The sequence below is a fragment of the Ruegeria sp. EL01 genome (assembly GCF_900313035.1).
Lineage (GTDB): Bacteria > Pseudomonadota > Alphaproteobacteria > Rhodobacterales > Rhodobacteraceae > Ruegeria.
Genome location: NZ_OMPS01000047.1, coordinates 32,087 through 55,883, shown reverse-complemented (window position 1 = coordinate 55,883; position 23,797 = coordinate 32,087). Strand labels below are relative to the sequence as shown.

22 protein-coding genes are annotated in these 23,797 nt (G+C 57.9%); all 22 read left to right on the top strand.

Features of this window, described 5'->3' with window-relative positions; all coding sequences use genetic code 11:
- Positions 1 to 228 precede the first annotated feature (228 nt).
- The 22 genes from D9K61_RS23975 (at position 229) to D9K61_RS23870 (ending at position 23,736) form a co-directional block, all read left to right on the top strand.
- Positions 229 to 1,905 carry a cytochrome D1 domain-containing protein gene (locus D9K61_RS23975; protein ID WP_120635741.1) on the top strand — a complete coding sequence of 559 codons (1,677 nt, stop codon included), beginning with the start codon at positions 229 to 231 and terminating at the stop codon, positions 1,903 to 1,905.
- A gap of 141 nt (positions 1,906 to 2,046) precedes the next feature.
- Positions 2,047 to 3,837 carry a NapC/NirT family cytochrome c gene (locus tag D9K61_RS23970; protein ID WP_120635740.1) on the top strand — a complete coding sequence of 597 codons (1,791 nt, stop codon included), beginning with the start codon at positions 2,047 to 2,049 and terminating at the stop codon, positions 3,835 to 3,837.
- A 56-nt stretch (positions 3,838 to 3,893) separates the two neighbouring features.
- Positions 3,894 to 4,301 (top strand): plastocyanin/azurin family copper-binding protein, encoded by a 408-nt coding sequence (locus tag D9K61_RS23965; RefSeq protein ID WP_120635739.1) that lies wholly within the window; start codon positions 3,894 to 3,896, stop codon positions 4,299 to 4,301.
- A 214-nt stretch (positions 4,302 to 4,515) separates the two neighbouring features.
- A complete protein-coding gene (gene cobA / locus D9K61_RS23960; protein WP_120635738.1) occupies positions 4,516 to 5,277 on the top strand; it encodes a uroporphyrinogen-III C-methyltransferase in 762 nt (253 codons plus the stop codon).
- Complete coding sequence (locus tag D9K61_RS23955) at positions 5,270 to 5,644, top strand: cytochrome c (protein WP_254055859.1); 375 nt, start codon at positions 5,270 to 5,272, stop codon at positions 5,642 to 5,644. The genes cobA and D9K61_RS23955 overlap by 8 nt, the downstream gene beginning before the upstream one ends.
- Positions 5,641 to 6,786 carry a cytochrome D1 domain-containing protein gene (locus tag D9K61_RS23950; protein WP_120635737.1) on the top strand — a complete coding sequence of 382 codons (1,146 nt, stop codon included), beginning with the start codon at positions 5,641 to 5,643 and terminating at the stop codon, positions 6,784 to 6,786. The genes D9K61_RS23955 and D9K61_RS23950 overlap by 4 nt, the downstream gene beginning before the upstream one ends.
- 3 nt (positions 6,787 to 6,789) lie before the next feature.
- Positions 6,790 to 7,779 (top strand): AsnC family transcriptional regulator, encoded by a 990-nt coding sequence (locus D9K61_RS23945; RefSeq protein WP_120635736.1) that lies wholly within the window; start codon positions 6,790 to 6,792, stop codon positions 7,777 to 7,779.
- A complete protein-coding gene (locus D9K61_RS23940; protein ID WP_120635735.1) occupies positions 7,776 to 8,225 on the top strand; it encodes an Lrp/AsnC family transcriptional regulator in 450 nt (149 codons plus the stop codon). The genes D9K61_RS23945 and D9K61_RS23940 overlap by 4 nt, the downstream gene beginning before the upstream one ends.
- Entirely contained in the window at positions 8,222 to 8,716 is a 495-nt protein-coding gene (locus tag D9K61_RS23935; RefSeq protein WP_120635734.1) for an Lrp/AsnC family transcriptional regulator, read from the top strand. The genes D9K61_RS23940 and D9K61_RS23935 overlap by 4 nt, the downstream gene beginning before the upstream one ends.
- Before the next feature lie 4 nt (positions 8,717 to 8,720).
- The gene (nirJ, locus tag D9K61_RS23930; protein WP_120635733.1) at positions 8,721 to 9,935 is read left to right on the top strand and encodes a heme d1 biosynthesis radical SAM protein NirJ; all 1,215 of its coding nucleotides are present in this window, start codon (positions 8,721 to 8,723) and stop codon (positions 9,933 to 9,935) included.
- A 76-nt stretch (positions 9,936 to 10,011) separates the two neighbouring features.
- Positions 10,012 to 11,535, top strand: a complete 1,524-nt coding sequence (locus D9K61_RS23925) for a nitrite reductase (protein WP_120635772.1) — start codon at positions 10,012 to 10,014, stop codon at positions 11,533 to 11,535.
- Positions 11,492 to 11,755, top strand: a complete 264-nt coding sequence (locus D9K61_RS23920) for a hypothetical protein (protein ID WP_120635732.1) — start codon at positions 11,492 to 11,494, stop codon at positions 11,753 to 11,755. The genes D9K61_RS23925 and D9K61_RS23920 overlap by 44 nt, the downstream gene beginning before the upstream one ends.
- A 146-nt stretch (positions 11,756 to 11,901) precedes the next feature.
- Complete coding sequence (locus D9K61_RS23915) at positions 11,902 to 12,366, top strand: DUF2946 family protein (RefSeq protein WP_254055858.1); 465 nt, start codon at positions 11,902 to 11,904, stop codon at positions 12,364 to 12,366.
- Positions 12,367 to 12,410: 44 nt separating this feature from the next.
- A complete protein-coding gene (locus tag D9K61_RS23910) occupies positions 12,411 to 14,534 on the top strand; it encodes a NosR/NirI family protein (RefSeq protein ID WP_254055861.1) in 2,124 nt (707 codons plus the stop codon).
- A gap of 12 nt (positions 14,535 to 14,546) precedes the next feature.
- On the top strand, positions 14,547 to 16,454 hold the full coding sequence (gene nosZ / locus D9K61_RS23905) for a TAT-dependent nitrous-oxide reductase (RefSeq protein WP_120635730.1): 1,908 nt from the start codon (positions 14,547 to 14,549) through the stop codon (positions 16,452 to 16,454).
- 3 nt (positions 16,455 to 16,457) lie between these two features.
- A complete protein-coding gene (locus D9K61_RS23900) occupies positions 16,458 to 17,714 on the top strand; it encodes a nitrous oxide reductase family maturation protein NosD (protein WP_120635729.1) in 1,257 nt (418 codons plus the stop codon).
- Positions 17,704 to 18,597 carry an ABC transporter ATP-binding protein gene (locus tag D9K61_RS23895; RefSeq protein WP_120635728.1) on the top strand — a complete coding sequence of 298 codons (894 nt, stop codon included), beginning with the start codon at positions 17,704 to 17,706 and terminating at the stop codon, positions 18,595 to 18,597. Before D9K61_RS23900 ends, D9K61_RS23895 begins: the two co-directional genes overlap by 11 nt.
- Positions 18,594 to 19,415, top strand: coding sequence for an ABC transporter permease (locus D9K61_RS23890; RefSeq protein WP_120635727.1), 822 nt, complete (start codon positions 18,594 to 18,596; stop codon positions 19,413 to 19,415). The genes D9K61_RS23895 and D9K61_RS23890 overlap by 4 nt, the downstream gene beginning before the upstream one ends.
- Complete coding sequence (locus tag D9K61_RS23885) at positions 19,412 to 19,927, top strand: nitrous oxide reductase accessory protein NosL (RefSeq protein ID WP_120635726.1); 516 nt, start codon at positions 19,412 to 19,414, stop codon at positions 19,925 to 19,927. Before D9K61_RS23890 ends, D9K61_RS23885 begins: the two co-directional genes overlap by 4 nt.
- Positions 19,924 to 20,826 carry an FAD:protein FMN transferase gene (locus D9K61_RS23880; protein ID WP_120635725.1) on the top strand — a complete coding sequence of 301 codons (903 nt, stop codon included), beginning with the start codon at positions 19,924 to 19,926 and terminating at the stop codon, positions 20,824 to 20,826. Before D9K61_RS23885 ends, D9K61_RS23880 begins: the two co-directional genes overlap by 4 nt.
- A 482-nt stretch (positions 20,827 to 21,308) precedes the next feature.
- The gene (locus tag D9K61_RS23875) at positions 21,309 to 22,607 is read left to right on the top strand and encodes an MBOAT family protein (RefSeq protein WP_216825844.1); all 1,299 of its coding nucleotides are present in this window, start codon (positions 21,309 to 21,311) and stop codon (positions 22,605 to 22,607) included.
- 55 nt (positions 22,608 to 22,662) lie between these two features.
- Positions 22,663 to 23,736, top strand: coding sequence for a hypothetical protein (locus D9K61_RS23870; RefSeq protein ID WP_162947010.1), 1,074 nt, complete (start codon positions 22,663 to 22,665; stop codon positions 23,734 to 23,736).
- Positions 23,737 to 23,797: the final 61 nt, after the last annotated feature.

Sequence of the window (23,797 nt, the reverse complement as noted above, 5' to 3'; positions counted from 1 at the left end):
GGTCGGAGTGTGTTTGATCCAGACCTAGCAGCGCAGGTTCGCCCGGCACTTAACCAAAATCAAAAGGGCGAAAATATGTGTTTGAAACACAGGTTTTCGCCGCCTTTTTCGCGCAATTGATGGGGTTTCTTCGCAGGTTTCTGCCCCTCTCGTTGACTTTGGTCAAGGAGCGGGCGCTGCGCCTGCCGCACCTTCTGCCTTGCCTCACCACGCAAATGGAGAGTGATCATGTCACTTGGAATCAGCTACAACAAAACGGGCCGCGCCTTCGGGGTCGGTTTGGCAATGTTGCTGGGCAGCGTCGCTGCGCCAGCCTTAGCCGAAGAGCCAGCATTGAGCGACGAAGCCTTTGAATCGTCCAAACAGCTTTACTTTGAACAATGCGCAGGCTGTCACGGCGTTTTGCGCAAAGGTGCCACAGGTAAAAACCTGGAACCACATTGGAAAAAGACCGCAGCCGACGGCACTGTGACCGAAGGTGGGACCCTTCAGTTGGGTCAGGAACGCCTTGAAAAGATCATCGCCTGGGGAACCGAGGGCGGCATGAACAACTTCTCGGACATAATGTCCGAGCAGGAAATCAAGGATATGGCGACATACATCATGATGGATGCGCCCAAGCCGCCAGAGATGTCGCTTGAGCAAATGATGGCGACCCGCAAGGTTTATGTCGAAGAAGAAGACTACCCGACCGAGCCACTGCATGGCCGCAACTGGGAAAACTTCTTTGTCGTTATCGAACGTGACGTGGGCAAGGTGGCCGTGATCGACGGTGACACCAAAGAGGTGCTGACGCATATCCCGACCGGCTATGCGGTGCATGTTCTGAAAGCGTCCGAACACCATGCGCTGGAAGAGCCCGAACAACCCGGTCGTTTCTGGTACACCATGGGTCGAGACGGCAAGATGACCAAGATTGACCTTTGGCAAACGCCGGACAAGATGTTGGTTTCCGAGGTCAAGATTGCCTATGACGCCCGCGATGTCGCGGTGTCCGGCGACGGGAAATACGTTATCGGTGGGGGCTATTGGCCACCTCATTTCGCCATCGTTGATGCCCAGACAATGGAACCGGTCAAGGTTGTATCGACCCGCGGCGTGAACGTGGACGGCGATTACGTGGAAGAGGCCCGCGTGGCTGCCATCTACACCACTCCGAACGAGCCGACATGGATTGTTGCGGTCAAGGAACTCGGCCAGCTATGGCAGGTGGATTACACCGACCTCGACAATTTGCGGATCGACAAGATCGACAGCGCCAAGTTCCTGCATGACGGGTTTTTTGATCCCACAGGACGGTACTTCCAGATCGCGGCAAACGCGTCGAACAAGATGGTCGTCGTCGATACCGAGACCCACAAGCTTGAGGCGATGATCGACACCGCTGCGTTGCCACACCCCGGTCCGGGCGCCAACTGGAATGATCCGAATTGCGGTCCGGTCGCTGGCACGACGCACCTTGGCGTCGGCACCGTGACGGTCTGGGGCAATGATCCGGAAAACCGCCCGGATGATGCCTGGAAGATCTGTTACGAGGTCGAAACCGACGGACCCGGTCTGTTTGTCCGCACCCATCCGAACTCGGACTACATCTGGGCGGATCAGACCAAACACCCCGAGCCTGAAGTACAGCAATCGGTGCAGGTCATCTCGAAAGAGACCGGCGAGATAGTGAAAACCATCCAGATCACCGAAGACGAAGGCAGCGCCGCTGTTCACTTCGAATTCAATGCGGATGGCACCGAGGTCTGGGTCTCTAAATGGAACCTGTCGGATTCGTTGGAACCCAACGGTCAGATCGTGATCTTCGACGCCAAGACACTGGAAGAAATTGGTCGCATCGAAGGACTCTACGCTCCGACCGGTAAGTTCAACGTCTACAACCGGTCGAACCACGTCACCTGACGGGTTTGAAAGTAACACCGGAAAGGGCGGGCCCATCGCCCGCCCTTTCTTTGATTTCTGGGCCCAGTCCCGGCGAACCATCAGCCCAATCCACCGGTATGCCAATCACGGCAGCCAAGACAGCCAAAACGGAGCCCGGATATGACCCAGCCCGAACCGGATAAGAAAAAACCGATCTGGCGTCGGTATTTCCTGTGGGGAATGCCCGTGGCCGGGATCGCCGCGGCTTTTGCCGCTGGCATCATCTTCTGGGGCGGTTTCAACACCGCCATGGAAGCCACCAACACCAAGGAATTCTGTATCTCGTGCCACGAGATGCGCGATTTCGTCTACGAGGAATACACCGGCACGATCCATGACGTGAACCGGTCTGGCGTGGGTGCGGTCTGTTCCGACTGCCACGTGCCCAAGGACTGGACCCACAAGATGATCCGCAAGATCAAGGCATCTAAGGAGCTGTATGGCAAGATGGTCGGCACCATCAACACCCGCGAGAAATTCGAAGCCAAGCGCGTGCATCTGGCGATGAACGAATGGGAGCGGATGAAAGCCACCGACTCGCGCGAGTGCCGAAACTGCCATGACTTTGAATCGATGATGCCCGAGTTTCAGAAACCGCGCGCCCGTCAGCAGCACCTAAATGCGATGCAGGTCGGCCAGACCTGTATCGACTGTCACAAAGGAATTGCGCATTCGGACGCCCGTGAACGGGCCGACGAAGAGTATCTGGAACAGCTTGAGACCCCGAACCCAGACTTCATCCGCGAAATCCCGGCCGAATATCTGGCCAGCCTTGAGAGGATCGAAACCAAAGAGGCTGCCGCAGCCGAGGTGGAAAAAGCAGCAAAACAAGCACAACAAGAGGCTGTGCAGGCTCAGATCGCAGCTGCCGTTGATGCGGCAGTGGCCGAAGAACGCGCCAGTGCTGCTGGTGAAGAGGCCGCAGCACCCGCAAGCGGTGGCGACGGTGATGTTGGCGTTGATATCGACTGGAGAGCTGTGGTCAGCGCGGATCTGAAGTTGTTTTACCCCGGTCAGGCCTCGTTTGAATGGGTGCAGAACGGCAAGTTCCACGGTGGCGCGCGTCCGTTGACCAAAGGTGGCGACCAATGCACCACATGTCACGCCAAAGAGCTGGATATGATCGGCAACAAGATCGTTGCAGGCGGTGAATTGGAACCGACCCCGATCCCTGGCAAGCGCGGTGTGATCGACGCGACGGTACAGGCGGCCCATGACGACGAAAACCTCTATATCCGTCTGCAATGGCCCGATGCGGGTCACAACCCGGCGCCTTTTGTCGATGGCGGCAAGATGGACCCGGACAACCAGATCAAGGTCGCCATGATGATCTCTGGCACCGGGATCGAGATGGGCGATCAGGTAGGTTGCTGGGCTTCGTGTCATGCGGACAACACCTATATGCCCTTCGCGCCCGAGGCGGACGCAATTGCTGCCAATGGTGATGTCGCGGGTCGCATGACGGCTCAGGACACGGTGACCAAATACATCAGCGAAAGTCGTACCGAGGTTGAGGTCAAAGGTCGCCGTGGCAAGGCGCTGGGTGGTTGGGACAAACTGCAGGCCGAAGCGCAGATTGAGCAGTATCTGACGGACGGCACATTCCTCGACCTGATGCGCGTTTATGCAGATGGTAGCGCCTCAAATGGCTATCTGCTGGAACAGCGCGTGGTCAATGAGGGCGAGATTGCCGCTTCCGCCGAGCTGTCCGGGGGGATGTGGACCGTTGTGTTTACCCGTCCGTTGATCTCTGGCGCGCCCGGCGATGTGCCGCTGGAACCCGGGCAGACCTACACCGTTGGCTTTGCCATTCACGATGATTTTGCCGCTGCGCGGTTCCACCACGTGACGCTGGATACCAGCCTGGCGCTGGATGACGACAGCGCCTTTGTCAATGTGATCAAACAATAACGGATTGGGGCCAGACCATGCGGCCCCAACCCATTTTCGGAACGGAGACTTGGACCATGACACCCCACCGGCTTCTTTCGGCGTTGCTGCTCGTAGCTGCCCCCGCCTTTGCCGCGGATGACGACGCGGCGGCCATCTGCACCGAAGCCGAAGAACGTTATGCCGAGATGTTCGGCCAGCCCTCGTCAGCAGTTGGCGAGGCTGAGGTGGTATTGATGTACAAGTACAACTTCTGCCCCGCCGAACTGACGGTGCAGGCAGGGACCACGGTGCGCTGGGTCAATGTGGACAAACGTACCAGCCACAGCGTGCTGTTGAAAGATGGAAGCGAACCCGAAAGCGATCGGCTGTTCCCGGAAGAATTCGTGGAAATGACCTTCCTTACACCCGGTCAGCAGAACTATCTGTGCGGGCCGCATTGGGAGACGCAGAATATGATCGGGATGATCACGGTCGAACCCTGACCATAGGGCAAAATGACATGCAATATCAAAGGAGCGCGGGTGCAAATCCGGCGCTCCTTAACTTTAGTCAAGGAGGCCGCGCAGATATTGCGCCACCCTCAGGCCATGACACGCCCGGTTCACCCAGCAACGTCCCAGTTTCGCATCGGATCCGCAGGTGGGATCTGCCGGACCTCCCGGGTTCAGAAGACATTCAGAACAAGCGAGTTTACACATGAGTGGTAAGGTTTTTCTGATCGGTGCCGGTCCAGGTGACCCCGAGCTTTTGACCCTGCGCGCGCTGCGGATGCTGCAACAGGCCGATGTGGTGGTCTATGATCGTCTGGTCTCGGACGACATCCTTGCCCTGCATGCGGACGCGGCGCAGCTGATCCCCGTTGGGAAAGCCCCGAAATGCCACACCGTCCCGCAGGATCGCATCAACGAGATTTTGCTGGAACAGGCCCGCGCTGGGCACAATGTAGCCCGTCTGAAAGGCGGCGATCCGATGGTTTTTGGTCGTGGTTCGGAAGAGGCCGCGTATCTGATCGCGCGCGGTGTCGCAGTCGAATATGCCCCTGGCATTACGGCCGCGCAGGGAGCCTCCAGCTCGACCGGAGTGCCTTTGACACATCGTGGTCTGGCAACATCGGTTCAGTTTGTCACCGGGCATCGACAGGCTGACAAGGTTCTTGATCTTGATTGGAAGCGGTTGGCTGATCCCGACTCGACGGTTGTGATCTATATGGGCGTCGCTAACATCGGCCAGATTGCCGTGGGTTTGATGACGGAAAACCTGCCCGGGTCCACCCCGGTTCTGGCCGTCAGCAACGCAACGACCCCGGATGAATGCCGCCTGGTGTCGCGTCTGGACCGGATCGCCACGGATGCACGCACGGCCGCGCTCAGGGCACCAACGCTGTTCATCATTGGTGATGTGGTCTCGCTATATGCGCAACAGCCTGTTGCCCGGATTTTGGAACAGGCCCATGGCTAGCCTTGCTCATATCCAGTTGGGGTTGCGCTCTGCCGCGCCTGCCGGTGGCACTGGCTGGACCCTGCGCGCCTTTCTAACAACAGCCGTGCTTGTCGCGACCTCGGCCTTTGCCGCTGACGCTTTGGATCCCAACGCCCTGAAGCGACTTGTTCATCAGGATTGTGGGTCATGCCACGGCCTGTCCCTGAAAGGGGGGCTTGGCCCTGACCTTCGGGCTGAAACACTGGGTCACTATGACGCCGAGGTACTGACCGGAGTGATCCTGGACGGCATCCCTGACACTGCGATGCCCCCATGGCGACCTCTGATCAGCCCGGAAGAGGCTGAATGGATCGCACGCTACCTTCTGCAACCGGAGGCACAATGAAACATCTTATCCTTGGCCTTGTCACAACCCTGATGATGACTGCCGCCCATGCAGAACCCACCGCGACCGGAGATCTGGGGCTGGTGATTGAACGCGCCAAGGGCTCGGTCCTGCTGGTTGATCAGTCCGACCGCGCAGCACTGGCGCGCATCAAGGGCTTGGGCGACCTGTCCCATGCCTCTTTGGTCTATTCACCCGATCAACGCTTTGCCTATGTGTTCGGGCGCGATGGCGGGCTAACCAAAGTCGATATCGTCACTCGGCAAATCGCCAACCGTATCGTGCAATCCGGCAATGCCATCGGCGGCGCCATTTCGGATGACGGCACGTTGGTCGCGGTATCAAATTATGAACCCGGCGGGGTCCGTGTATTTGACGCCGATACGCTCGAAATGGTGGCTGACATCCCGACCGGAAGCAAAACTATTGGCTTGGTTGATGCGCCGGGCCGTCGCTTTGTGTTCACCATGTGGGATACAGGCGAAACTTGGATCGCCGATTTTGCCGCGGGCAAACCCGAGATCACCAAGATCACGGATATGGGCGAACACCCCTATGACGCGCTGATCACCGCCAATGGCCGCACCTATATCACCGGCCTGTTCGGTGAGGATGGTCTGACCGCGCTTGACCTGTGGGCGGATAGTCCTGAACCGATCCGCGTGCTGCCCGGCTACGGACGCGGACAAAAGGAAATGCCCGTCTACAAGATGCCCCATCTGGAAGGTTGGGCGCTGACCGGCCGCGAATTCGTTCTGCCCGCCGTCGGCCATCGCGAAATCCTCTGGATCGACGCTGGCACATTGACGGAAACCGGGCGCACTCAAACCCATGGACAGCCGGTCTTTGCCATGGCCCGCCCCGATGGGCGGCAGGTTTGGGTCAACTTTGCCCATCCTCTGAACGACACGATCCAGGTGATCGATTCCGTCAGCAAGAAGATCATCCATGAGTTCAAACCCGGCCCCGCTGTGTTGCATATGGAGTTCACGCCGCGTGGTCATGAGGTCTGGATCAGCGTGCGGGACGCCAACAAGGTCATGATCTACGACACGCAAAGCTTTGAAAAACTGCGTGAAATTGAGGCGGACAGTCCGTCCGGCATATTCTTCACCGCCCGCGCGCACAGAACGGGGCTATAATCGATGCATCATATCACCGACCCGATCGACCGCCGCCTACTGGATGAATTCCAGCGCAATTTCCCTGTCATTGAGCGCCCTTTTCAACCGTTGGCTGATGCCCTCGGTTTGGATGAAGTCGGTGTTCTTGATCGCCTCGCCCGTATGCGTGCGACGGGGCGGATCACGCGAGTGGGCGCAACGATCGCACCGGGTGCCGTTTCCGCCAGCACTTTGGCCGCCGTCGCCGCGCCGGATGAGCGGCTGGAAGAGGTCGCCGCTCTGATCGACGCCGAACCAGGGGTAAACCACAACTACCAGCGCGAGGATGATTGGAACCTTTGGTTTGTCGCCACTGGCCCGGACCGGGCGCATGTGGATGAGACGTTGGCGCGGATCGAAGAAAGGACCGGGCTGCATGTTCTGGATCTGCGGCTGATACGCCCGTTCAATGTGGATCTGGGCTTTCGCATGTCCGGCACATCCCATGATGTACCGCGGCCGCGCAAGGTGGATCGCACTGTCATGCAGGACGGCGACCGTTCGTTGTTGCAGGCGCTCAGTTCCGGTCTGCCTTTGGTCGTCGATCCCTATGCCACGCTGGCCCGGTCATTGGAACGGAACGCAGATGATGTGATGGGACGGATCAAAGCGCTGCATGTGGCGGGCATCGTCTCGCGCCTAGGCGTGATCGTGCGACACCGCGCCTTGGGCTGGTCGGCCAATGCGATGGTAGTCTGGGACATGCCATCCGAACAGGTCTCGGTCGCGGGACCCGTCCTTGCGGCACATCCCGGTGTCACACTGTGTTACGAGCGGCGTCCGGTCGAAGGCGTCTGGCCCTATCGATTGTATTCCATGATTCACGCCCGCTCGCGCAGCGAGGCGCGGCAGGTGCTCGCAGGGGCCGCCGCCCTGCCAGAGATGTTCGGGGCGCAGCACAAGGTCCTGTTCTCAACTCGTTGCTTCAAACAGACCGGCGCGTTGATCAAACACGATGAGGCTGCAGCATGACGTTAGACAGAACCGACCGCGCGATCCTGAACCGGATGCAGGATGATCTGCCGCTGGTATCTAACCTGTATGGTGCTATTGCCCAGGAGCTGGGCATATCCGAAAGCGAGCTGCTCAGCCGTCTGACTCGCTTGCGCGAAGATCGTGTGATCACCCGGTTTGGTCCGTTCTTCGATGCCGCTGCGATGGGCGGCGCGTTCTGCCTGTGTGCCATGGCGGTGCCCGATGAAGATTTCGAAACCGTCCTGACCAAAGTCAATGCGCATCCCGAGGTGGCGCATAATTATGAACGCACACATCGGTTGAACATGTGGTTCGTACTGGCCACCGAAACCGCCAAAGGGATCGGAGATACAGCCAAAGCAATCCAAATGGAAACAGGGATAGAGGTTCTGCAATTCCCCAAACTTCAGGAATTCTTCATCGGCTTCAGGGTAGCGGCATGATCGACGCGAAAGACAGACAGATTATCGAGGCGCTACAGGGCGGTCTGCCCTTTGTACCCGCGCCTTTCGCGCAGGTGGTCGAAACACTTGGAATGGCCGAGGACGCGCTGCTCAGTCGTCTGGCAGAACTTAAGGCGCGTGGCGTAATCCGTCGCATCGCTGCCGCACCCAATCACTACAAGCTGGGCATGACCTCGAACGGAATGACCGTTTGGGACGTGGCTGACGACCAGATCAGCGAATTGGGCACGCATATCGGCGCGTTGCCCTTTGTCACCCATTGCTACGAACGCCCGCGCGCTTTGCCGGACTGGCCCTACAACCTGTTTGCCATGGTGCACGGCACCAACCGCGCCGAAGTCGAAGAGAAACGCAACCAAATCAGCGCCATTTTGGGCGGAGCCTGTCGCGCCAAGGACATTCTTTATTCCACGCGCATCCTGAAAAAGACCGGGTTGCGCCTGAAAACAAACGAACAAGTGAAAGGCTGAGACCATGTTCCGCCTGACCGAATACATGCATCAGCTGGTTACCCCGACCCCGGTGCGCAAGCGCCGCCCCGGCCCGGTGAAACCGGTGGTGATCTGGAATCTGACCCGACGCTGCAACTTGAAATGTCGTCACTGTTACACCGTCTCGGCGGATGTGGCGTTCCCGGGCGAGCTCAGTCATGAGCAAGCCATGGAAACCCTTGAGGATCTTGGCCAGTTTCGCGTCCCGGCCTTGATCCTCTCGGGTGGGGAACCGCTGGACCGGTTCGATTTCTTTGACATCGCCAATCGTGCCCGCGATCTGGTGCCGATGCTGGCGCTGTCGACCAACGGCACGCGAATTCACGGCGAAACCGCCGATAGGATCGCCGAGATTGGCTTTAACTATGTCGGCATCTCGCTGGACGGGATTGGGGCCACCAATGATTGGTTCCGAGGTGTCGAAGGTGCTTTTGCCGACGCCTTGCGTGGCGTGCGCGAATGCAAAAAGCGCGGCATCAAGGTTGGCCTGCGCTTTTGCCTGACCGGGGGTACGCAACATCACCTGCCTGATCTGCTGCAGCTGTGTGATGACGAAGGCGTTGACAAGTTCTACCTGTCCCATTTGGTCTATGCCGGGCGTGGCGACAAGAACCGAGGCGAGGATGCCGAACACAGGCGCACCCGTAAAGGTCTGGATCTGTTGCTGGAACGCGCGTGGGAGGCCGCCTCGGGCGGGCGACCACTGGATATCGTGACCGGCAATAATGATGCTGATGCAGGCTATTTCCTGAATTGGGTCCGCGCGCACTTCGATGCCGAGAAAGAGGCGCATGTGCGCGAACATCTTGCCCGTTGGGGCGGCAATTCCAGCGGCCTGGGCGTGGCGAATATCGACAATCTGGGCCGGGTTCACCCGGACACCTACTGGTCGGATTATACCGTCGGCAATGTGAAGACCGCTTCGTTTTCCGAACTTTGGACCGGTGATGACCCGATGCTGGCCCTGCTGCGCACCCGTCCACGTCCGCTGAAAGGGCGGTGCGGGGCCTGTCAGCTCAGGGATGTTTGTGGCGGCAACACCCGCATCCGGGCCTTGAAATTGACCGGAGATCCCTGGGCCGAAGACCCGGCCTGTTACCTGTCAAATGATGAAATCGGTGTGGATGATGCAGATGAGCGTCTGCAGGTCACGCCTTTCCGGGGGAAACGTCATGATCCGGCGCATCAGTTCTTTTGACACCGTCTGCTCCGTTCGGTCTACTGCCATGCGTGTGGCGCGCGCAGGAGCCTCCGGCGGGAGTATTTTCAAAAAGATGAACGTCGGGGCGGTGTGCGCGATCCTGAGTGCGGGCGCTGTCTGGGCGGATGCGCCGTCAGATTTTGCCGAGCACTGCGCCTCGTGCCATGGGGAGAATCGTTTGGGCGGTGTTGGCCCGGCGCTGATCCCTGAGACGTTGAAGCGGATGCGTGGCCCTCGTGTGGCCTCAGTGATTGCAGAGGGGCGTATCGCCACGCAGATGCCTGCGTTTTCGCATGAGTTGGACGTGCTGCAAATTGAGGAACTGGCAGGCTGGTTGAAATCGCCGTTGGAAACCAACCCTGAATGGGGCGAGGCCGAGATCATGGCAAGTCGCATTCTGGACGAAGATTACGCTTTGGTGGATGCGCCGGTCTGGACTAGTGACCCGATGAACATAACGCTGGTGGTTGAAACCGGAGATCATCATGTCAGCGTTCTGGACGGCGACACGTTCGAGGTTCTTGACCGGTTCGAGACGCCCTTTGCCGTCCATGGCGGGCCGAAATTCAGCGCCGATGGGCGCTATGTCTTCATCATGTCGCGCGATGGTTGGGTGCAGAAATATGACATCTGGGCGCTGCAACAGGTGGGCCGTGTGCGTGCGGGCCTGAACAGCCGCAACATCGCCATGTCGGGCGATGGCAATTGGCTGGCTGTGGCGAATTACCTGCCCAACAGCCTGACATTGCTGTCGACCGAAGACCTCTCCGTCGCCGAAGTCATCGACATCAAAAGCAAGAAGGGCAAACCCAGCCGTGTCTCGGCTGTTTATCAGGCACCGCCGCGCGAGAGTTTTGTGTTGGCGTTAAAGGATGTGCCCGAGATTTGGGAGGTTTATTACGGCGACAACCCACCTCAGTTCGGGCTGGGCCATGATTTCCGCATTGAGGGGCAGTTCAAGAACCCAAATCCCTTTCCAGTGCGCAAGATCACCACGCCCGACTATCTGGACGATTTCTTTTTCGACCAGAGTTATGAATACGTCATGGGCGCGTCTCGCGACGGAAATGGTGGGCAGGTCATCGATCTGGTCATCGGCCAGAAAGTGGCTGATCTGGACCTGCCGGGTATGCCGCATCTGGGATCGGGCATCACATGGCGATATGGCGATACCACCGTGATGGCCACGCCGCATCTGAGCGATGGCACCGTTTCCGTGATCGACATGGAGACATGGGAAACCGTCAAACGGATCAAGACTTTAGGGCCCGGGTTCTTTATGCGCAGCCATGAAAACTCACCCTACGTCTGGGCTGATGTGTTCTTTGGTCCCAACAAGGACGCGATGCACGTGATCGACAAGCAGAGCCTTGAAATCGTCAAAACGCTGCGCCCTGCGCCCGGCAAAACCGTGGCCCATGTGGAATTCACCAAAGATGGTCGCCACGCGCTTGTGTCGATCTGGGAAGATGACGGCGCGGTGATTGTTTATGACGCACAGACGCTGGAAGAAATCCGCCGTCTTCCGATGCGCAAACCGTCTGGAAAGTACAATGTCTGGAACAAGATCACATTCTCAGAAGGCACCAGCCACTGAGGGCAAATGGCCGGTCTGGAGATTGGCCATCTTGCTCTATCCGGCGACGGCATTGACCGTGGCCATCAACCTGTTTCTGGCGGGGCTCATCCTGCATGGCTTGGGGTTCAGCGTGCTCGCTCCGATCACCGCGCTGTGGTGGTGCCTACCCTTGGGCGTGCCTGCATCCTGGCTGGCCGGGCGTTGGGTGCGTGGGTTGATGGATGAGGCTGACGAGTAGGCCTGCGCTCGCGGTGCCCTGCGATATGGCACTCGCAAAACCCGTTTGCATAAAAAACCGGTGATTTGAAAACACCTGACCTAAGTCAAGTTAGCCAAAGCAAGAATCCCTTAGGACTCGGGAACAGTTACCGAGTTGGATTCTCAATGCTGGCCAATGCCACAATACATGACCTCTCTGTCCGTGCCTTTCATGCGGCGTGTGGTTTGGCGGGCATCTTCCTCTTGCTTTTGCAAACGTTTGGCCCGGCGCTGGCGAGCCCCGGGGAAAGCATGTGGATAGAAATCTGCTCGGAGGCAGGTGCGGTCTGGGTTGAGGTCGATCTTGATGAAGAAGGCCAGGACCCGACTAAGCCCTGCCCGAAATGCGCCGACTGTACTTTATGCGCTGTAACAGGGGTTGTTCCGGTCCCGGACGTCCCTGATTTGGCGCGTATTGAGTTTATACATCACGTGCAAAGCCGGCATGAGGACGTGTTCGTCTCATACAATTCGGCTCGGCTCTGGCCCGAAACCCGCGGGCCCCCGCGTGAGCCAGAAATCAAAACCGAACGCGCCTCGCGCGCGTCCAAGGCGTTTACCCAAGTTTCCGGAGGTGCGCCGTGGTCGTAAGTCGCGCAACCCATTTTCTGCTGGCCTTCATCTTGTCCTGCCTGATGGCGCTTGGTGCCCATGCCGACAGCCTCGCCAGCTTCCTGCCCGAGATTGAACCCGTCGATCTGGCCCCCGGTGCCGATGCCTTTGGTCCCGTGCGCGAGGATGTGCCCGTTGCGCCCGTTCTGAAGGCAGGTGAAACGGTTGCCTGGGCTTTCCTGACTTCTGATTTTGTCGGCACCACCGGGTATTCGGGCAAACCGATCCATGTGGTCGCTGCGATTGACGCAGATGCTGTTCTGGCCGGTGTGCAACTTGTCAAACATTCGGAACCTATTGTTCTGATCGGTATCCCCAATTCGCGCATGGTTGAGTTGACCGAAGGCTATGCCGGGCTCGACCTGAAAGTCGAAGCCGAGACCGGCGGTGAGGGGCATGACCTCGACATCATCTCGGGCGCGACCGTGACGATCATGGTGATTGATGACAGCCTTGTGCGCGGTGGCATCAAAGTGGCCCGCGCGCTGGGTCTGGGGGGGTTGTCCCCGTTGCAGGCCGATGGGCCGAAGCGCGAAATCGACACGGCGCAGGATGCGACCTATGACTGGGCGACGCTGTCAGGGGATGGATCGATCCGGCGGTTGACGCTGGATGTCGGACAGGTCAATGCCGCGTTCGAGGCTACGGGCGATCAGCGGGCCATCAAACGTCCCGAACCGGGCGCGCCGGACGACACCTTCATCGACATGCATCTGGCATTGGTTTCTATCCCCTCGGTCGGGAAATCCCTGTTGGGTGAGGCCGAGTATCAGAACCTGACCGAATGGCTGGACGACGGTGAGCAAGCCATTCTGGTGCTGGGGCGCGGGGCTTACAGCTATAAGGGCTCGGGTTATGTGCGCGGTGGGATCTTCGACCGCATACAGCTGATCCAGGGCGACAATTCGGTGCGATTTTTTGACAAACAACAAGAGCGTCTGGGCAGGGTTTCTGCCCCCGATGCGCCCAGTTTCACCGAGCTGGATATTTTCAAGATCCCCACCGAGGCGGAGTTTGATCCGGCCGAGCCATTCCGTCTGCAACTGCTGGTGCAACGGGCCGTGGGCGCCGTTGAAAAGACGTTCCTGACCTTCGATCTGGGTTACAAATTGCCCGAGCAATATCTGTTGCCCGTTGCCGCCCCCACTGTGGTGGATGATGCCACCAGTGAAGCCGCCGCCAAGGCCGCCCTATGGCAGCGCATCTGGAAAGATCGCACGGTCGAGATCGCCGGTTTGGGCGTCATGTTGTTGGTGTTGTCTGCCACTTTCTTCTTTCAGTTCCACGCGACGATGAATGCGCGGGTCTTCTACTGGTTCCGCATCGGATACCTGACGATGACCCTGTTCTTCATCGGCTGGTACGCCAATGCCCAGCTGAGCGTGGTGAACCTGATGGCGCTGGCGGGCAGCTTGCGCACGGGGTTCTCATGGGATGCCTTCCTGCTGGATCCGCTGGTCTTCATCCAATGGTTTGCTGTGGCTGCCGCCTTGCTGTTCTGGGGGCGCGGCGCCTATTGCGGCTGGCTGTGCCCGTTTGGTGCCCTGCAAGAGCTGACCAACAAGATTGCGCGGGCGTTGCGCGTGCCGCAATGGACGCTGCCATGGGGGCTGAACGAACGCCTGTGGCCTGCGAAATACATGATCTTTCTGGGGCTTTTTGGGTTGAGTTTTGTCTCGATCCCGCTGGCCGAAAAATATGCCGAGATCGAACCGTTCAAGACCGCGATCATCCTGAAATTCATGCGCGACTGGCCTTTTGTTGTCTTTGCGCTGACCCTGCTGGGGATCGGGTTGTTTGTTGAGCGTTTCTACTGCCGCTACCTTTGCCCGCTGGGCGGGGCGCTGGCGATCCCGGCCCGCATGCGCATGTTCGACTGGCTGCGCCGCTACAAGGATTGCGGCACCCCCTGTCAGACCTGCGCAAATGAATGCCCCGTTCAGGCGATCCACCCTACCGGTGAGATCAATCCGAACGAGTGCGTCACCTGCCTGCATTGTCAGGTGCTCTACCAGTCCGAGGACAAATGTCCCGTCGTTATCCGCCAGCTCAAGCGGCGGGCCAAGACAGGGTCGGTCGATCTCAAGACCCCACTCGGACAACCACCGGCGAACCATCCGAACGCCAAACCGCAATCCGTTTCCTAAAGGAGAAACACCATGTCGGAACATGACAAGAAACTGAACGTCACACGCCGGGGCATGCTGGGTGCAACCGCAACCGGCGCTGTGTTGGCCGGGACCGGTCTGGGGTCAACCCTGATGACCGCAAAGGAAGCCAGCGCTGCCGCCAATGCCAATCTGGAGCCCGGTGAGTTGGACGAGTATTACGGCTTCTGGTCCTCGGGTCAGACCGGTGAACTGCGTATCCTTGGCTTCCCTTCCATGCGCGAGCTGATGCGGGTGCCGGTCTTCAACCGCTGCTCGGCCACCGGTTGGGGCCAGACCAACGAGTCGTTGAAGATCATGACCGATGGTCTGCTGCCGGAAACCAAGGAATTTCTCGCCAAGCGTGGCCTGAAAACCTATGACAATGGCGACCTTCACCACCCGCATATGTCGTTCACCGATGGCACCTATGATGGCCGCTATCTGTTCATGAACGACAAGGCCAACACCCGCGTTGCCCGCGTGCGTTGTGACGTGATGAAATGCGACAAGATCACCGAGATCCCGAACGCCAAGGCGATCCACGGTCTGCGCCCGCAGAAATTCCCGCGCACCGGCTATGTCTTTGCCAATGGCGAAGATGAAACGCCGCTGGTCAACGATGGCACCGTGCTGGACGATCCGTCGCAATACGTGAACATCTTCACCGCGCTGGACGGTGACACCATGGAAGTGGCGTGGCAGGTGATCGTGTCGGGCAACCTGGACAACACCGACTGCGACTATCAGGGCAAATACGCCTATTCGACCTCATACAACTCGGAAATGGGTATGAACCTCGCCGAGATGACCGAGAACGAGCTGGACCATGTCGTTGTCTTCAACCTTGCGGAAATCGAAGCGGGGATTGAGGCCGGCGACTATCAGGAGCTGAAAGGCGTCAAGGTTCTGGACGGCCGTAAGGGGCAGAACAAGAAGTACACCCGTTACATTCCGATCCCGAACTCGCCGCACGGTATCAACACAGCGCCGGATGGCAAGCATGTCTGTATCAACGGTAAGCTGTCGCCGACCGTTTCGATCATGGACGTCACCAAGCTGGACGCGCTGTTTGAAAGCGATGCCGATCCGCGGTCGTGTATTGTCGGCGAACCGCAGCTGGGTCTTGGCCCGCTTCACACCGCCTATGACGGTCAGGGCAACGCGTTCACTACGCTGTTCCTGGACAGCCAGATCGTGAAGTGGAATCTGGAGGACGCGATCAAGGCTTATGGTGGCGCGGATGTGGATCCGATCATCTCGAAGGTCGATGTGCATTATCAGCCTGGTCACAACTCGACCACCATGGGAGAAACCAAAGAGGCTGACGGCAAGTGGCTGATTTCGATGAACAAGTTTTCGAAGGACCGGTTCCTGAACACAGGCCCGCTGAAGCCCGAGAACGAGCAGCTGATCGACATCTCATCCAATGAGATGAAGGTGGTTCACGACGGGCCGACCTTTGCCGAGCCGCATGACTCGATCATGGTGCGCGCCGACATCGTCAACCCGGTCAACATCTGGGATCGCAACGACATCACCTGGGAAGACGCCCGCAAACAGGCCGAGGCCGATGGCGTCGATCTGGAGGACGGCGCCGAGGAACCCATCCGGGACGGCAACAAGGTGCGGGTCTATATGACATCGCAGGCCCCAACCTTCAGCCTTGAGAAGTTCACCGTCAGACAGGGTGACGAGGTCACGGTCTACATCACAAACCTGGATGACGTGGACGATGTGACCCACGGCTTCTGTCTGGGCAATTACGGTGTGGCGATGGAAGTTGCACCGATGGCGACCGCTTCGGTCACCTTCACCGCAGACCGTCCGGGCGTGCACTGGTTCTATTGCCAGTGGTTCTGCCACGCGCTGCACATGGAAATGCGCGGCCGGATGCTGGTCGAACCGCAGGGAGCATAACCCATGCGTTGGCCCCTGCTCATACCGCTCCTACTTGGCTCGCCCCTTTGGGCGGCGGATTGGGATGTGCCCAACCGGGCGGGGGCCATCAATCAAACACTGGCGCAGACGGCGGATGGGGACACCCTTCGCCTGAGCCCCGGTGTTTACACCGAAACGCTGGTTCTGGACCGGCCCGTCACCATCGACGGGTTGGGACAGGCCACCATCGACGGACAAGGCGCGGGCAGTGTCATCACCGTGACCGGTCCGGGCGTGACCCTACGTGGTCTGACGGTGGTCGGCTCAGGCTCTGGCCATGACGGGATCGACAGCGGTATCCAATTGACCAAGACGGCCACAGCGCCGGTGGTTGAGAACAACGTGCTGCTGGGCAATCTTTATGGCGTCGACGTGCACGGGGCCAAGGACAGCATCGTGCGTGGTAATCGGATCGAAGGGCGCCAGGATCAGCGGATGAATGATCGTGGCAACGGCGTCTATGTCTGGAACGCGCCGGGCACGGTGGTTGACGGCAATGACATTCGCCATGGGCGTGACGGGATCTTTGTGAACTCGTCTAAAAAGAACACATTCACCGGCAACCTGTTTCGCGATCTGCGGTTTGCGGTGCATTACATGTATGCCGACGATTCAACCGTCAGTGACAATGTCTCGATCGGCAATGATCTGGGCTATGCGGTGATGTTTTCGACCAATGTGCGGATCGCCGACAATGTCTCGATCGGGGATCGTGAACATGGCGTGATGCTGAACTATGCCAACAAGAGCGTGATCACCGGAAATGTGGTGAAAGGTGCAAAAGAGAAATGCACCTTCCTGTATAATTCAAACAAGAATGAGTTTACCGACAACTGGTTCCAGGGATGCGGCATCGGCATCCACTTTACCGCCGGGTCCGAGCGGAACCACATCATCGGCAATGCCTTTGTCGGCAACCGGACACAGGTAAAGTACGTCTCGACCAAATGGGTCGAGTGGTCCGAAGAGGGGCGTGGTAATTACTGGTCCGATTTTGCCGCGCTGGATGTGGATGGCAACGGGATCGCCGATGCCCCTTATCGCCCCAACGACAGTATGGACCATGTGCTGTGGACCCAACCCGCAGCCAAACTGTTGCTCGGCTCGCCTGCCGTGCAACTGGTGCGCTGGTCGCAATCGGCTTTCCCGGCCCTGCTGCCGGGGGGTGTGATTGACAGCAACCCCCTGATGCAAGCCCCTGAACCCCCAGCTATGAAAAAGGTGCCTCATGACGGATAAGGCCCTGACGATAAACCATGTCAGCAAGACCCGCGGCCCGCTTAGCGTTCTTGACGATATCACCCTGTCGCTTGCCCCCGGTCAGCGCGTTGCGCTGCTGGGCCATAACGGCGCGGGCAAATCGACCCTGATCAAATCCATCCTTGGGCTTACACCCATTCAGGACGGCGCCATTCAGATTGGAACAGCCCGCCCCGGCAGCGCCCAAGCGCGTCGGGATACAGCTTATTTGCCTGAGGCGGTCTCGTTTCATCCTGCGCTGACAGGTCGCGAGCAGTTGACGCTGTTCGCGAAACTGTCCGGATCAAAAGCGGATGTGACCGGCCTGTTGGAGCGTGTTGGTCTGAGCGATGCGCTGGACCGTCGGATCGGAACCTATTCCAAGGGGATGCGGCAACGTCTGGGTCTGGCGCAGGTCCTGCTGGGTCAGCCGAAAGTGGCGCTGTTGGACGAGCCCACGTCAGGGTTGGACCCGATCTCGCGGCAGGACCTTTACGCCATCATCGACGAACTGGCTGCCCAAGGCACTGCGGTGCTGATTGCCAGCCATGCGCTGACCGAAGTTGAGGCCCGCACCGACCGGATCGCGATCATGCGCAAAGGCCGGATGGTGGCTGATGACACGCTGAACAATCTGTCGGCGCTGGCTGGTCTGCCGATCCGCCTGAAGGTGCGTGCCAGCGCCAATCCGGATGCTTTGGCTGCTGAACTGGGCGGCAGCCGGATCAACGGCGCCTCGGTCGAGTTGCTCTGCACCCCAGATGACAAGATGGTGGCTCTGCGCCGGATCGCCGGGTTGGGCGACGCGGTGGCGGATGTGGAAATGACCCCGCCCAAGCTGGAAGACCTCTATCGCCACTATGCACAGGAGGAGAGGCTATGACCCGCTTTTTCGCCATAACCCGCACCGAGATGCTGATCCTGCGCCGCAACCGCTGGCTGCTGGTCGCCACGCTGATCATGGTGCTGTTTGCCTTGGCGCTGACCTTTGCGGGGAGTGCGCCAACCGGCACCTTGGGGGTCGATATGCTGACTGTCTCGGTCGCGTCGATGACCACGCTTTCGGTCTATCTTGCGCCTCTGCTGGCGCTGATGATCGCTTTCGACGCCATTGCAGGCGACGTGGATCGGGGTAGCCTGTCGTTGCTGTTGTCCTATCCTGCGGGACGCGGAGAAATCCTGCTGGGCAAGTTCACCGCGCATTTGGCGGCGCTGGCCTTTGCTATGACTGTCGGCTTTGGCTCTGCCGGTGCGGTGGCCGCGTGGTTCGGTGGCGCGGGGCCGGAAAGCCTGATGGCTCTGGCCCGTCTCATCCTTACATCCATCCTGCTGGGCGCCGTGTTCCTGGCACTGGGATACCTGCTATCCGCCTTGGCGAGGGGTGCCACGGCAGCGGCAGGTTTGTCGGCCGGGCTGTGGCTGGTCTTTGTCGTTCTCTATGATCTGGGGTTGTTGGGAGCCGTGGTCATGGATGAGGGCGGCACCTTCACCCAATCCGTCTTTCCATGGGTGATGGTGGCGAACCCAGCCGACGCGTTCCGTTTGTGGAACATCGCAGCAACCGAGGGCGTTGCGATGGCCTCGGGCATGACCGGGGCCGCGCAGGCCCTGCCGGTCTGGGCCGCGCCCGCCTCGCTGCTGATCTGGCCTGTGCTGGGGTTTGCGCTCGCCCGCCTCGCGTTCCGGAAGGTTGAGCCATGAAACACGTTGCCCTGATCGCTTTGGTCATGCTGGCGGCCTGCAAAGAGGAGAAGACCGCTGCGCCTGATCCCGTTGATCTAACTCCAGATGCGCTGAGCTTTTTCTGCCAGATGAATATTGCCGAACATGGCGGGCCAAAGGGTCAGATCCATCTTGAAGGATATCCACAGCCGCTATTCTTTGCACAAGTGCGCGATATGTTGGCCTATTTGAAAAGCCCCGAACGCGATGCAGATATCACGGCTGTTTATGTCAGCGACATGGGTATCGCACCCAACTGGCGGCAACCGGGCATCTCCAACTGGATTGCCGCAGATGAGGCCAGCTTTGTTGTCGGGGCAAATGTAGCGGGGGGTATGGGCGCGCGCGAAGTTGTACCGTTTGCCGATCCAGAGGATGCCTTAGCATTCATCGACCAGTATGGCGGAATTGCTCTGCCTTTGTCCGACATTCCCAATGCCGAAGTTCTGGGTCCAGTGGACTTGGATTTGCAGTTGGAGACACCCGCATGATTCACCTGTCCCGCCGCCGTTTCCTGTTCATGTCCGCGGCTTGTGTCGCCTTTCCCGCAGGCGCCACGCCAGCGCCAACCGCCCGGTGGCGAGGGACTGCGTTAGGTGCATCCGCCAGCCTGCGGCTGGACGGTCTGACCGAGACCCAGGCCGCACCGATCTTTGCAGCGGTCGAGGCCGAAGTGACCCGTCTGGAAAACATCTTCAGTCTGTACAGGCCCGACTCAGAGCTGTGCCGCTTGAACCGGGATGGTCACTTGCTCGCTCCAGCGCCGGAACTGCTAGATGTATTTGGTCTGTGCACTGCATTGTTTGAGGCCACAGACGGTGTTTTTGACCCCACAATTCAACCCCTCTGGGCTGCATTGGCAACCGGAGCGCACCCGGACCGGGTTACCGCGGCCAGAGATACAGTTGGCTGGAATCGCATGTCTGTTCAGACAGATCAGATCCGTCTACCGCAACCTGGCCAATCGGCACTGACTTTGAACGGCATCGCGCAAGGCGCAATAACCGATCGCATCGGCGCACTGCTGTCGTCTTATGGCTTACGTGATGTTTTGGTGAACATGGGAGAGATCGCGGCCCATGGGCAGCGCGCTGACGGCCAAGACTGGCGCGTTGGACTGGCGGGACCCGAAGGCAAAGTTCAAAAGACAATCTCACTTCGGGACAGAGCCGTCGCAACTTCGGATCCCAGCAGCATGATGCTAGCAGATCATCAAGGCCACATACTCAACCCAAACGGAAACGAAGGTTCGAGACATGTTGTGTCCGTCTCTGCGCCCAATGCAGCCTTGGCTGATGGCCTGTCCACGGCCTTGTGCCAGCTTCGAAAACACAGGATGAAAGCTGTAATTGCGGCATTCTCCGGAACGACGCTGGAGATGGTTGTATGAGGATTGACTAGCATCCGAAGGTTGCGCATTTTCGCACCTGTTTTGTTCATTGACCCAAGTCAGCACAAGCGCCATATCTCCTCGCTCGTTGGTGCATTGACAGCGCAAACGTTCTCGGGTCAGCGCGAGCTGTCAGGCTGCTCCAGAATAACCAGAGTCACTACGTTGCCGCCATGATACAACCAGGCGAAGTATCCATACCGAGGATTAACTTATCGCTCGCCGTCCTTTAAGAGCCTGGTTTGGCAAATCATATACTCAGCGTGTCCTGATACACAGACTGGGAAATACTAAGGGCGAGAGTACCGGTGCTATTCAGTTCTCCAGAATTCATACTTGTGTTTCTTCCAATTTCGCTTGTCGGCTTCTACCTGCTTACAAATCAACGGTTAGTATTCGGAGCAAAGCTCTGGTTGGTTCTATGCAACTTGTTCTTTTACGGCTTCTGGAATCCGGTTTACTTGCCGCTGCTGCTTGGTTCGATGCTGGTCAATTATGTTCTGGGCGTCGAGCTTGGGCATGATCGTGCGCGCTTGGTTCTAACCCGAAAACGGCTTTTGGTTATCGGTATAGCGTTCAATTTGGGAGCGTTGGGTTACTTTAAGTATACTGATTTCCTCGTCGGGAATCTGAATGCGCTCGCTGGTTCGAACTATGCTCTGCCAGGCATTGTTTTGCCGTTAGCGATCAGTTTTTTCACGTTTCAGCAGATTGCGTATCTTGTTGACAGCTACCTCGGGGAAACGACGGAATTGGATCCGTTGAACTACATGATCTTTGTATCGTTCTTTCCGCAGCTGATAGCTGGGCCAATTGTGCATCACAAAGAGATGTTGCCGCAATTTCGGTCCATGCGGAACATCCGTCCAAAAGCCAAGAACATCGTGGCCGGGTTGTTCATCTTTTCCGTTGGGTTGTTCAAAAAAGTCGTGATCGCTGATACTTTCGCGATTTGGGCAACGGCAGGTTTCGATAGCGGCCAGGTGTTGGATTTTTGGGGGGCGTGGGCAACCAGCCTGTCTTACACATTCCAGCTCTATTTTGATTTCTCCGGCTACTGCGACATGGCGATAGGCGCGGCTCTGTTCTTCAATATCCGGCTGCCGCTGAATTTCAACTCACCGTACAAGGCACTGGATATACAGGATTTCTGGCGCAGGTGGCACATTACGCTCGGGCGCTTTCTTCGGGACTACCTCTATATTCCTCTGGGTGGCAATCGCGTGGCAGAAGTCGGTGTCTATGCAAATCTGATTGTTACATTTGTACTTGGTGGCATCTGGCATGGAGCAAGCTGGATGTTTGTTATATGGGGTGCGTTGCATGGGATTGCTCTAGCCATTCATCGGCTCTGGCACACACTGGGGTTCAAAATGCCGGCGGCGCTCGCCTGGCTAACGACTTTTGTGTTTATCGTGGTGTGTTGGGTCTTCTTCAGAGCGACGACGCTTGACGATGCACTTAGAATACTGTCAGGCATGGTGAATATCTCAGGTGCGTTCGGCGAAGCGAGCGCTTCGTTTACGACCGAGCAGCTATCTTGGGGCGGCACCTTCCTGGACAAAATCATGATGTTTCTGCCAGCAGGTCTGGCTGTTTATATCATGCAGTTCAGTGCGATCGGATTGGCTCTTTTGATCACAGCTCAGCGCAACGGGGTTGAGATGATGGACACAGGTATCACCACGAAAAAACTCGCTTGTGCCTCGTTGCTTTTTGCTGCTGGCCTCTACGCCAGCCTCATCGCCAAATCTTCTGTCTTCCTCTACTTCAACTTTTGATCAGGTGGTCCAAATGAATAGAGTAATTTGGTTTCTGGTATCCGTTGCACTGATGATGGCAGCGCTTCCAGCTTATAACATTTACTATTTCATCAATAATGAATCCGGGCAGTCATCCGGGCATTGGTGGGACAGATCAAACCTGTACAACATCGATGACTGGATCGGGCTTGTGTCACGCCCTCTGTATGAAGCTGGCATCAGTACAGATCCGGCGCAGGTAATTGTGGGGCAAAAGAACTGGTTATTTCTTGGGGATGGGTACGAAAATTCGGTGTCAACGCGCAGGAACGGCCCGCCCGAAGGTTTCCAAACACATGCCGAGGGCATCGTGGCAGCGCAATCCGCATGGAATGAATGGCTTTCGGACCAGGGTGTCGAGTACTTCCACACGATCATTGGGCCTAATAAGAATTCAGTTTATCCGGAGTACCTGCCGGGCTGGGCAAACACTGGTGAACCAACGTTGCTAAGCATCATCATGGCGACTGATGGAGCCGAGAAACATATCTACGATCCCACCGTATTGCTTGCTTCAACGGGACCTGTGCTGGGTGGAGAGCTATATTTCGCTCGCGATACGCACTGGACAGAAGCAGGCGCGCAACTTGCGACCAAAGCCCTTCTCGAACGTGCAAAACGTCGACTCCCCGGACTGGTGTTGCCTGTTTTGGATCAGGAAGAATCTGATCCCGTGTCATGGTTAGGGGATTTAGCCGCGTTCCTTCATCTTGAAGGGCATATTCCCAACCAAAATGTGTACATCCCACGTGTGATTTATCCTGAGTCGGTCGATACGGAGCAGTTCGATCTCGAAACCGGAGAACTGAGACAAAGTGGTGGAAACCCGCCTGTGGCCAATCAGCAAACGCCACTTCTTATCCAGTCAGACAACGCACTGAATAATAAACGCGTTCTTTGGATGCGAGACTCTTTCGGTCACGCCATGTCTCCTTACATGGCTACGGCCTTTTCGGAAACGGTTCAAGTTCACTGGGCGGCTGCGTTAGAGAACGACGCACAGTTATTGGTTGAGCTTGTCGAAACCTGGAAACCCGATCTGGTTTTTTTGACGGCTGTCGAACGATCTACGACCCATGAATTCTTGCTGACGATGCCACCGGACTAGTTCTGGATGCAATCATCATCTTCAGAACGCTAGACACAGTTTTTGTCCTTCAGCCTCCGCA

Excerpts from the sequence above, each read along its gene's own strand:
- D9K61_RS23970 (WP_120635740.1), top strand. The coding sequence starts at position 2,047 with ATGACCCAGCCCGAACCGGATAAGAAAAAACCGATCTGGCGTCGGTAT.
- D9K61_RS23955 (WP_254055859.1), top strand. The coding sequence starts at position 5,270 with ATGGCTAGCCTTGCTCATATCCAGTTGGGGTTGCGCTCTGCCGCGCCT.
- D9K61_RS23895 (WP_120635728.1), top strand. The coding sequence starts at position 17,704 with ATGACGGATAAGGCCCTGACGATAAACCATGTCAGCAAGACCCGCGGC.
- D9K61_RS23910 (WP_254055861.1), top strand. The coding sequence starts at position 12,411 with ATGGCGCTTGGTGCCCATGCCGACAGCCTCGCCAGCTTCCTGCCCGAG.
- nosZ (WP_120635730.1), top strand. The coding sequence starts at position 14,547 with ATGTCGGAACATGACAAGAAACTGAACGTCACACGCCGGGGCATGCTG.
- D9K61_RS23890 (WP_120635727.1), top strand. The coding sequence starts at position 18,594 with ATGACCCGCTTTTTCGCCATAACCCGCACCGAGATGCTGATCCTGCGC.
- cobA (WP_120635738.1), top strand. The coding sequence starts at position 4,516 with ATGAGTGGTAAGGTTTTTCTGATCGGTGCCGGTCCAGGTGACCCCGAG.
- D9K61_RS23915 (WP_254055858.1), top strand. The coding sequence starts at position 11,902 with ATGCTGGCCAATGCCACAATACATGACCTCTCTGTCCGTGCCTTTCAT.
- D9K61_RS23875 (WP_216825844.1), top strand. The coding sequence starts at position 21,309 with ATGCTGGTCAATTATGTTCTGGGCGTCGAGCTTGGGCATGATCGTGCG.
- D9K61_RS23920 (WP_120635732.1), top strand. The coding sequence starts at position 11,492 with ATGTCTGGAACAAGATCACATTCTCAGAAGGCACCAGCCACTGAGGGC.
- D9K61_RS23975 (WP_120635741.1), top strand. The coding sequence starts at position 229 with ATGTCACTTGGAATCAGCTACAACAAAACGGGCCGCGCCTTCGGGGTC.
- D9K61_RS23940 (WP_120635735.1), top strand. The coding sequence starts at position 7,776 with ATGACGTTAGACAGAACCGACCGCGCGATCCTGAACCGGATGCAGGAT.
- D9K61_RS23945 (WP_120635736.1), top strand. The coding sequence starts at position 6,790 with ATGCATCATATCACCGACCCGATCGACCGCCGCCTACTGGATGAATTC.
- D9K61_RS23885 (WP_120635726.1), top strand. The coding sequence starts at position 19,412 with ATGAAACACGTTGCCCTGATCGCTTTGGTCATGCTGGCGGCCTGCAAA.
- nirJ (WP_120635733.1), top strand. The coding sequence starts at position 8,721 with ATGTTCCGCCTGACCGAATACATGCATCAGCTGGTTACCCCGACCCCG.
- D9K61_RS23950 (WP_120635737.1), top strand. The coding sequence starts at position 5,641 with ATGAAACATCTTATCCTTGGCCTTGTCACAACCCTGATGATGACTGCC.
- D9K61_RS23870 (WP_162947010.1), top strand. The coding sequence starts at position 22,663 with ATGGCAGCGCTTCCAGCTTATAACATTTACTATTTCATCAATAATGAA.
- D9K61_RS23925 (WP_120635772.1), top strand. The coding sequence starts at position 10,012 with ATGAACGTCGGGGCGGTGTGCGCGATCCTGAGTGCGGGCGCTGTCTGG.
- D9K61_RS23965 (WP_120635739.1), top strand. The coding sequence starts at position 3,894 with ATGACACCCCACCGGCTTCTTTCGGCGTTGCTGCTCGTAGCTGCCCCC.
- D9K61_RS23935 (WP_120635734.1), top strand. The coding sequence starts at position 8,222 with ATGATCGACGCGAAAGACAGACAGATTATCGAGGCGCTACAGGGCGGT.
- D9K61_RS23900 (WP_120635729.1), top strand. The coding sequence starts at position 16,458 with ATGCGTTGGCCCCTGCTCATACCGCTCCTACTTGGCTCGCCCCTTTGG.
- D9K61_RS23880 (WP_120635725.1), top strand. The coding sequence starts at position 19,924 with ATGATTCACCTGTCCCGCCGCCGTTTCCTGTTCATGTCCGCGGCTTGT.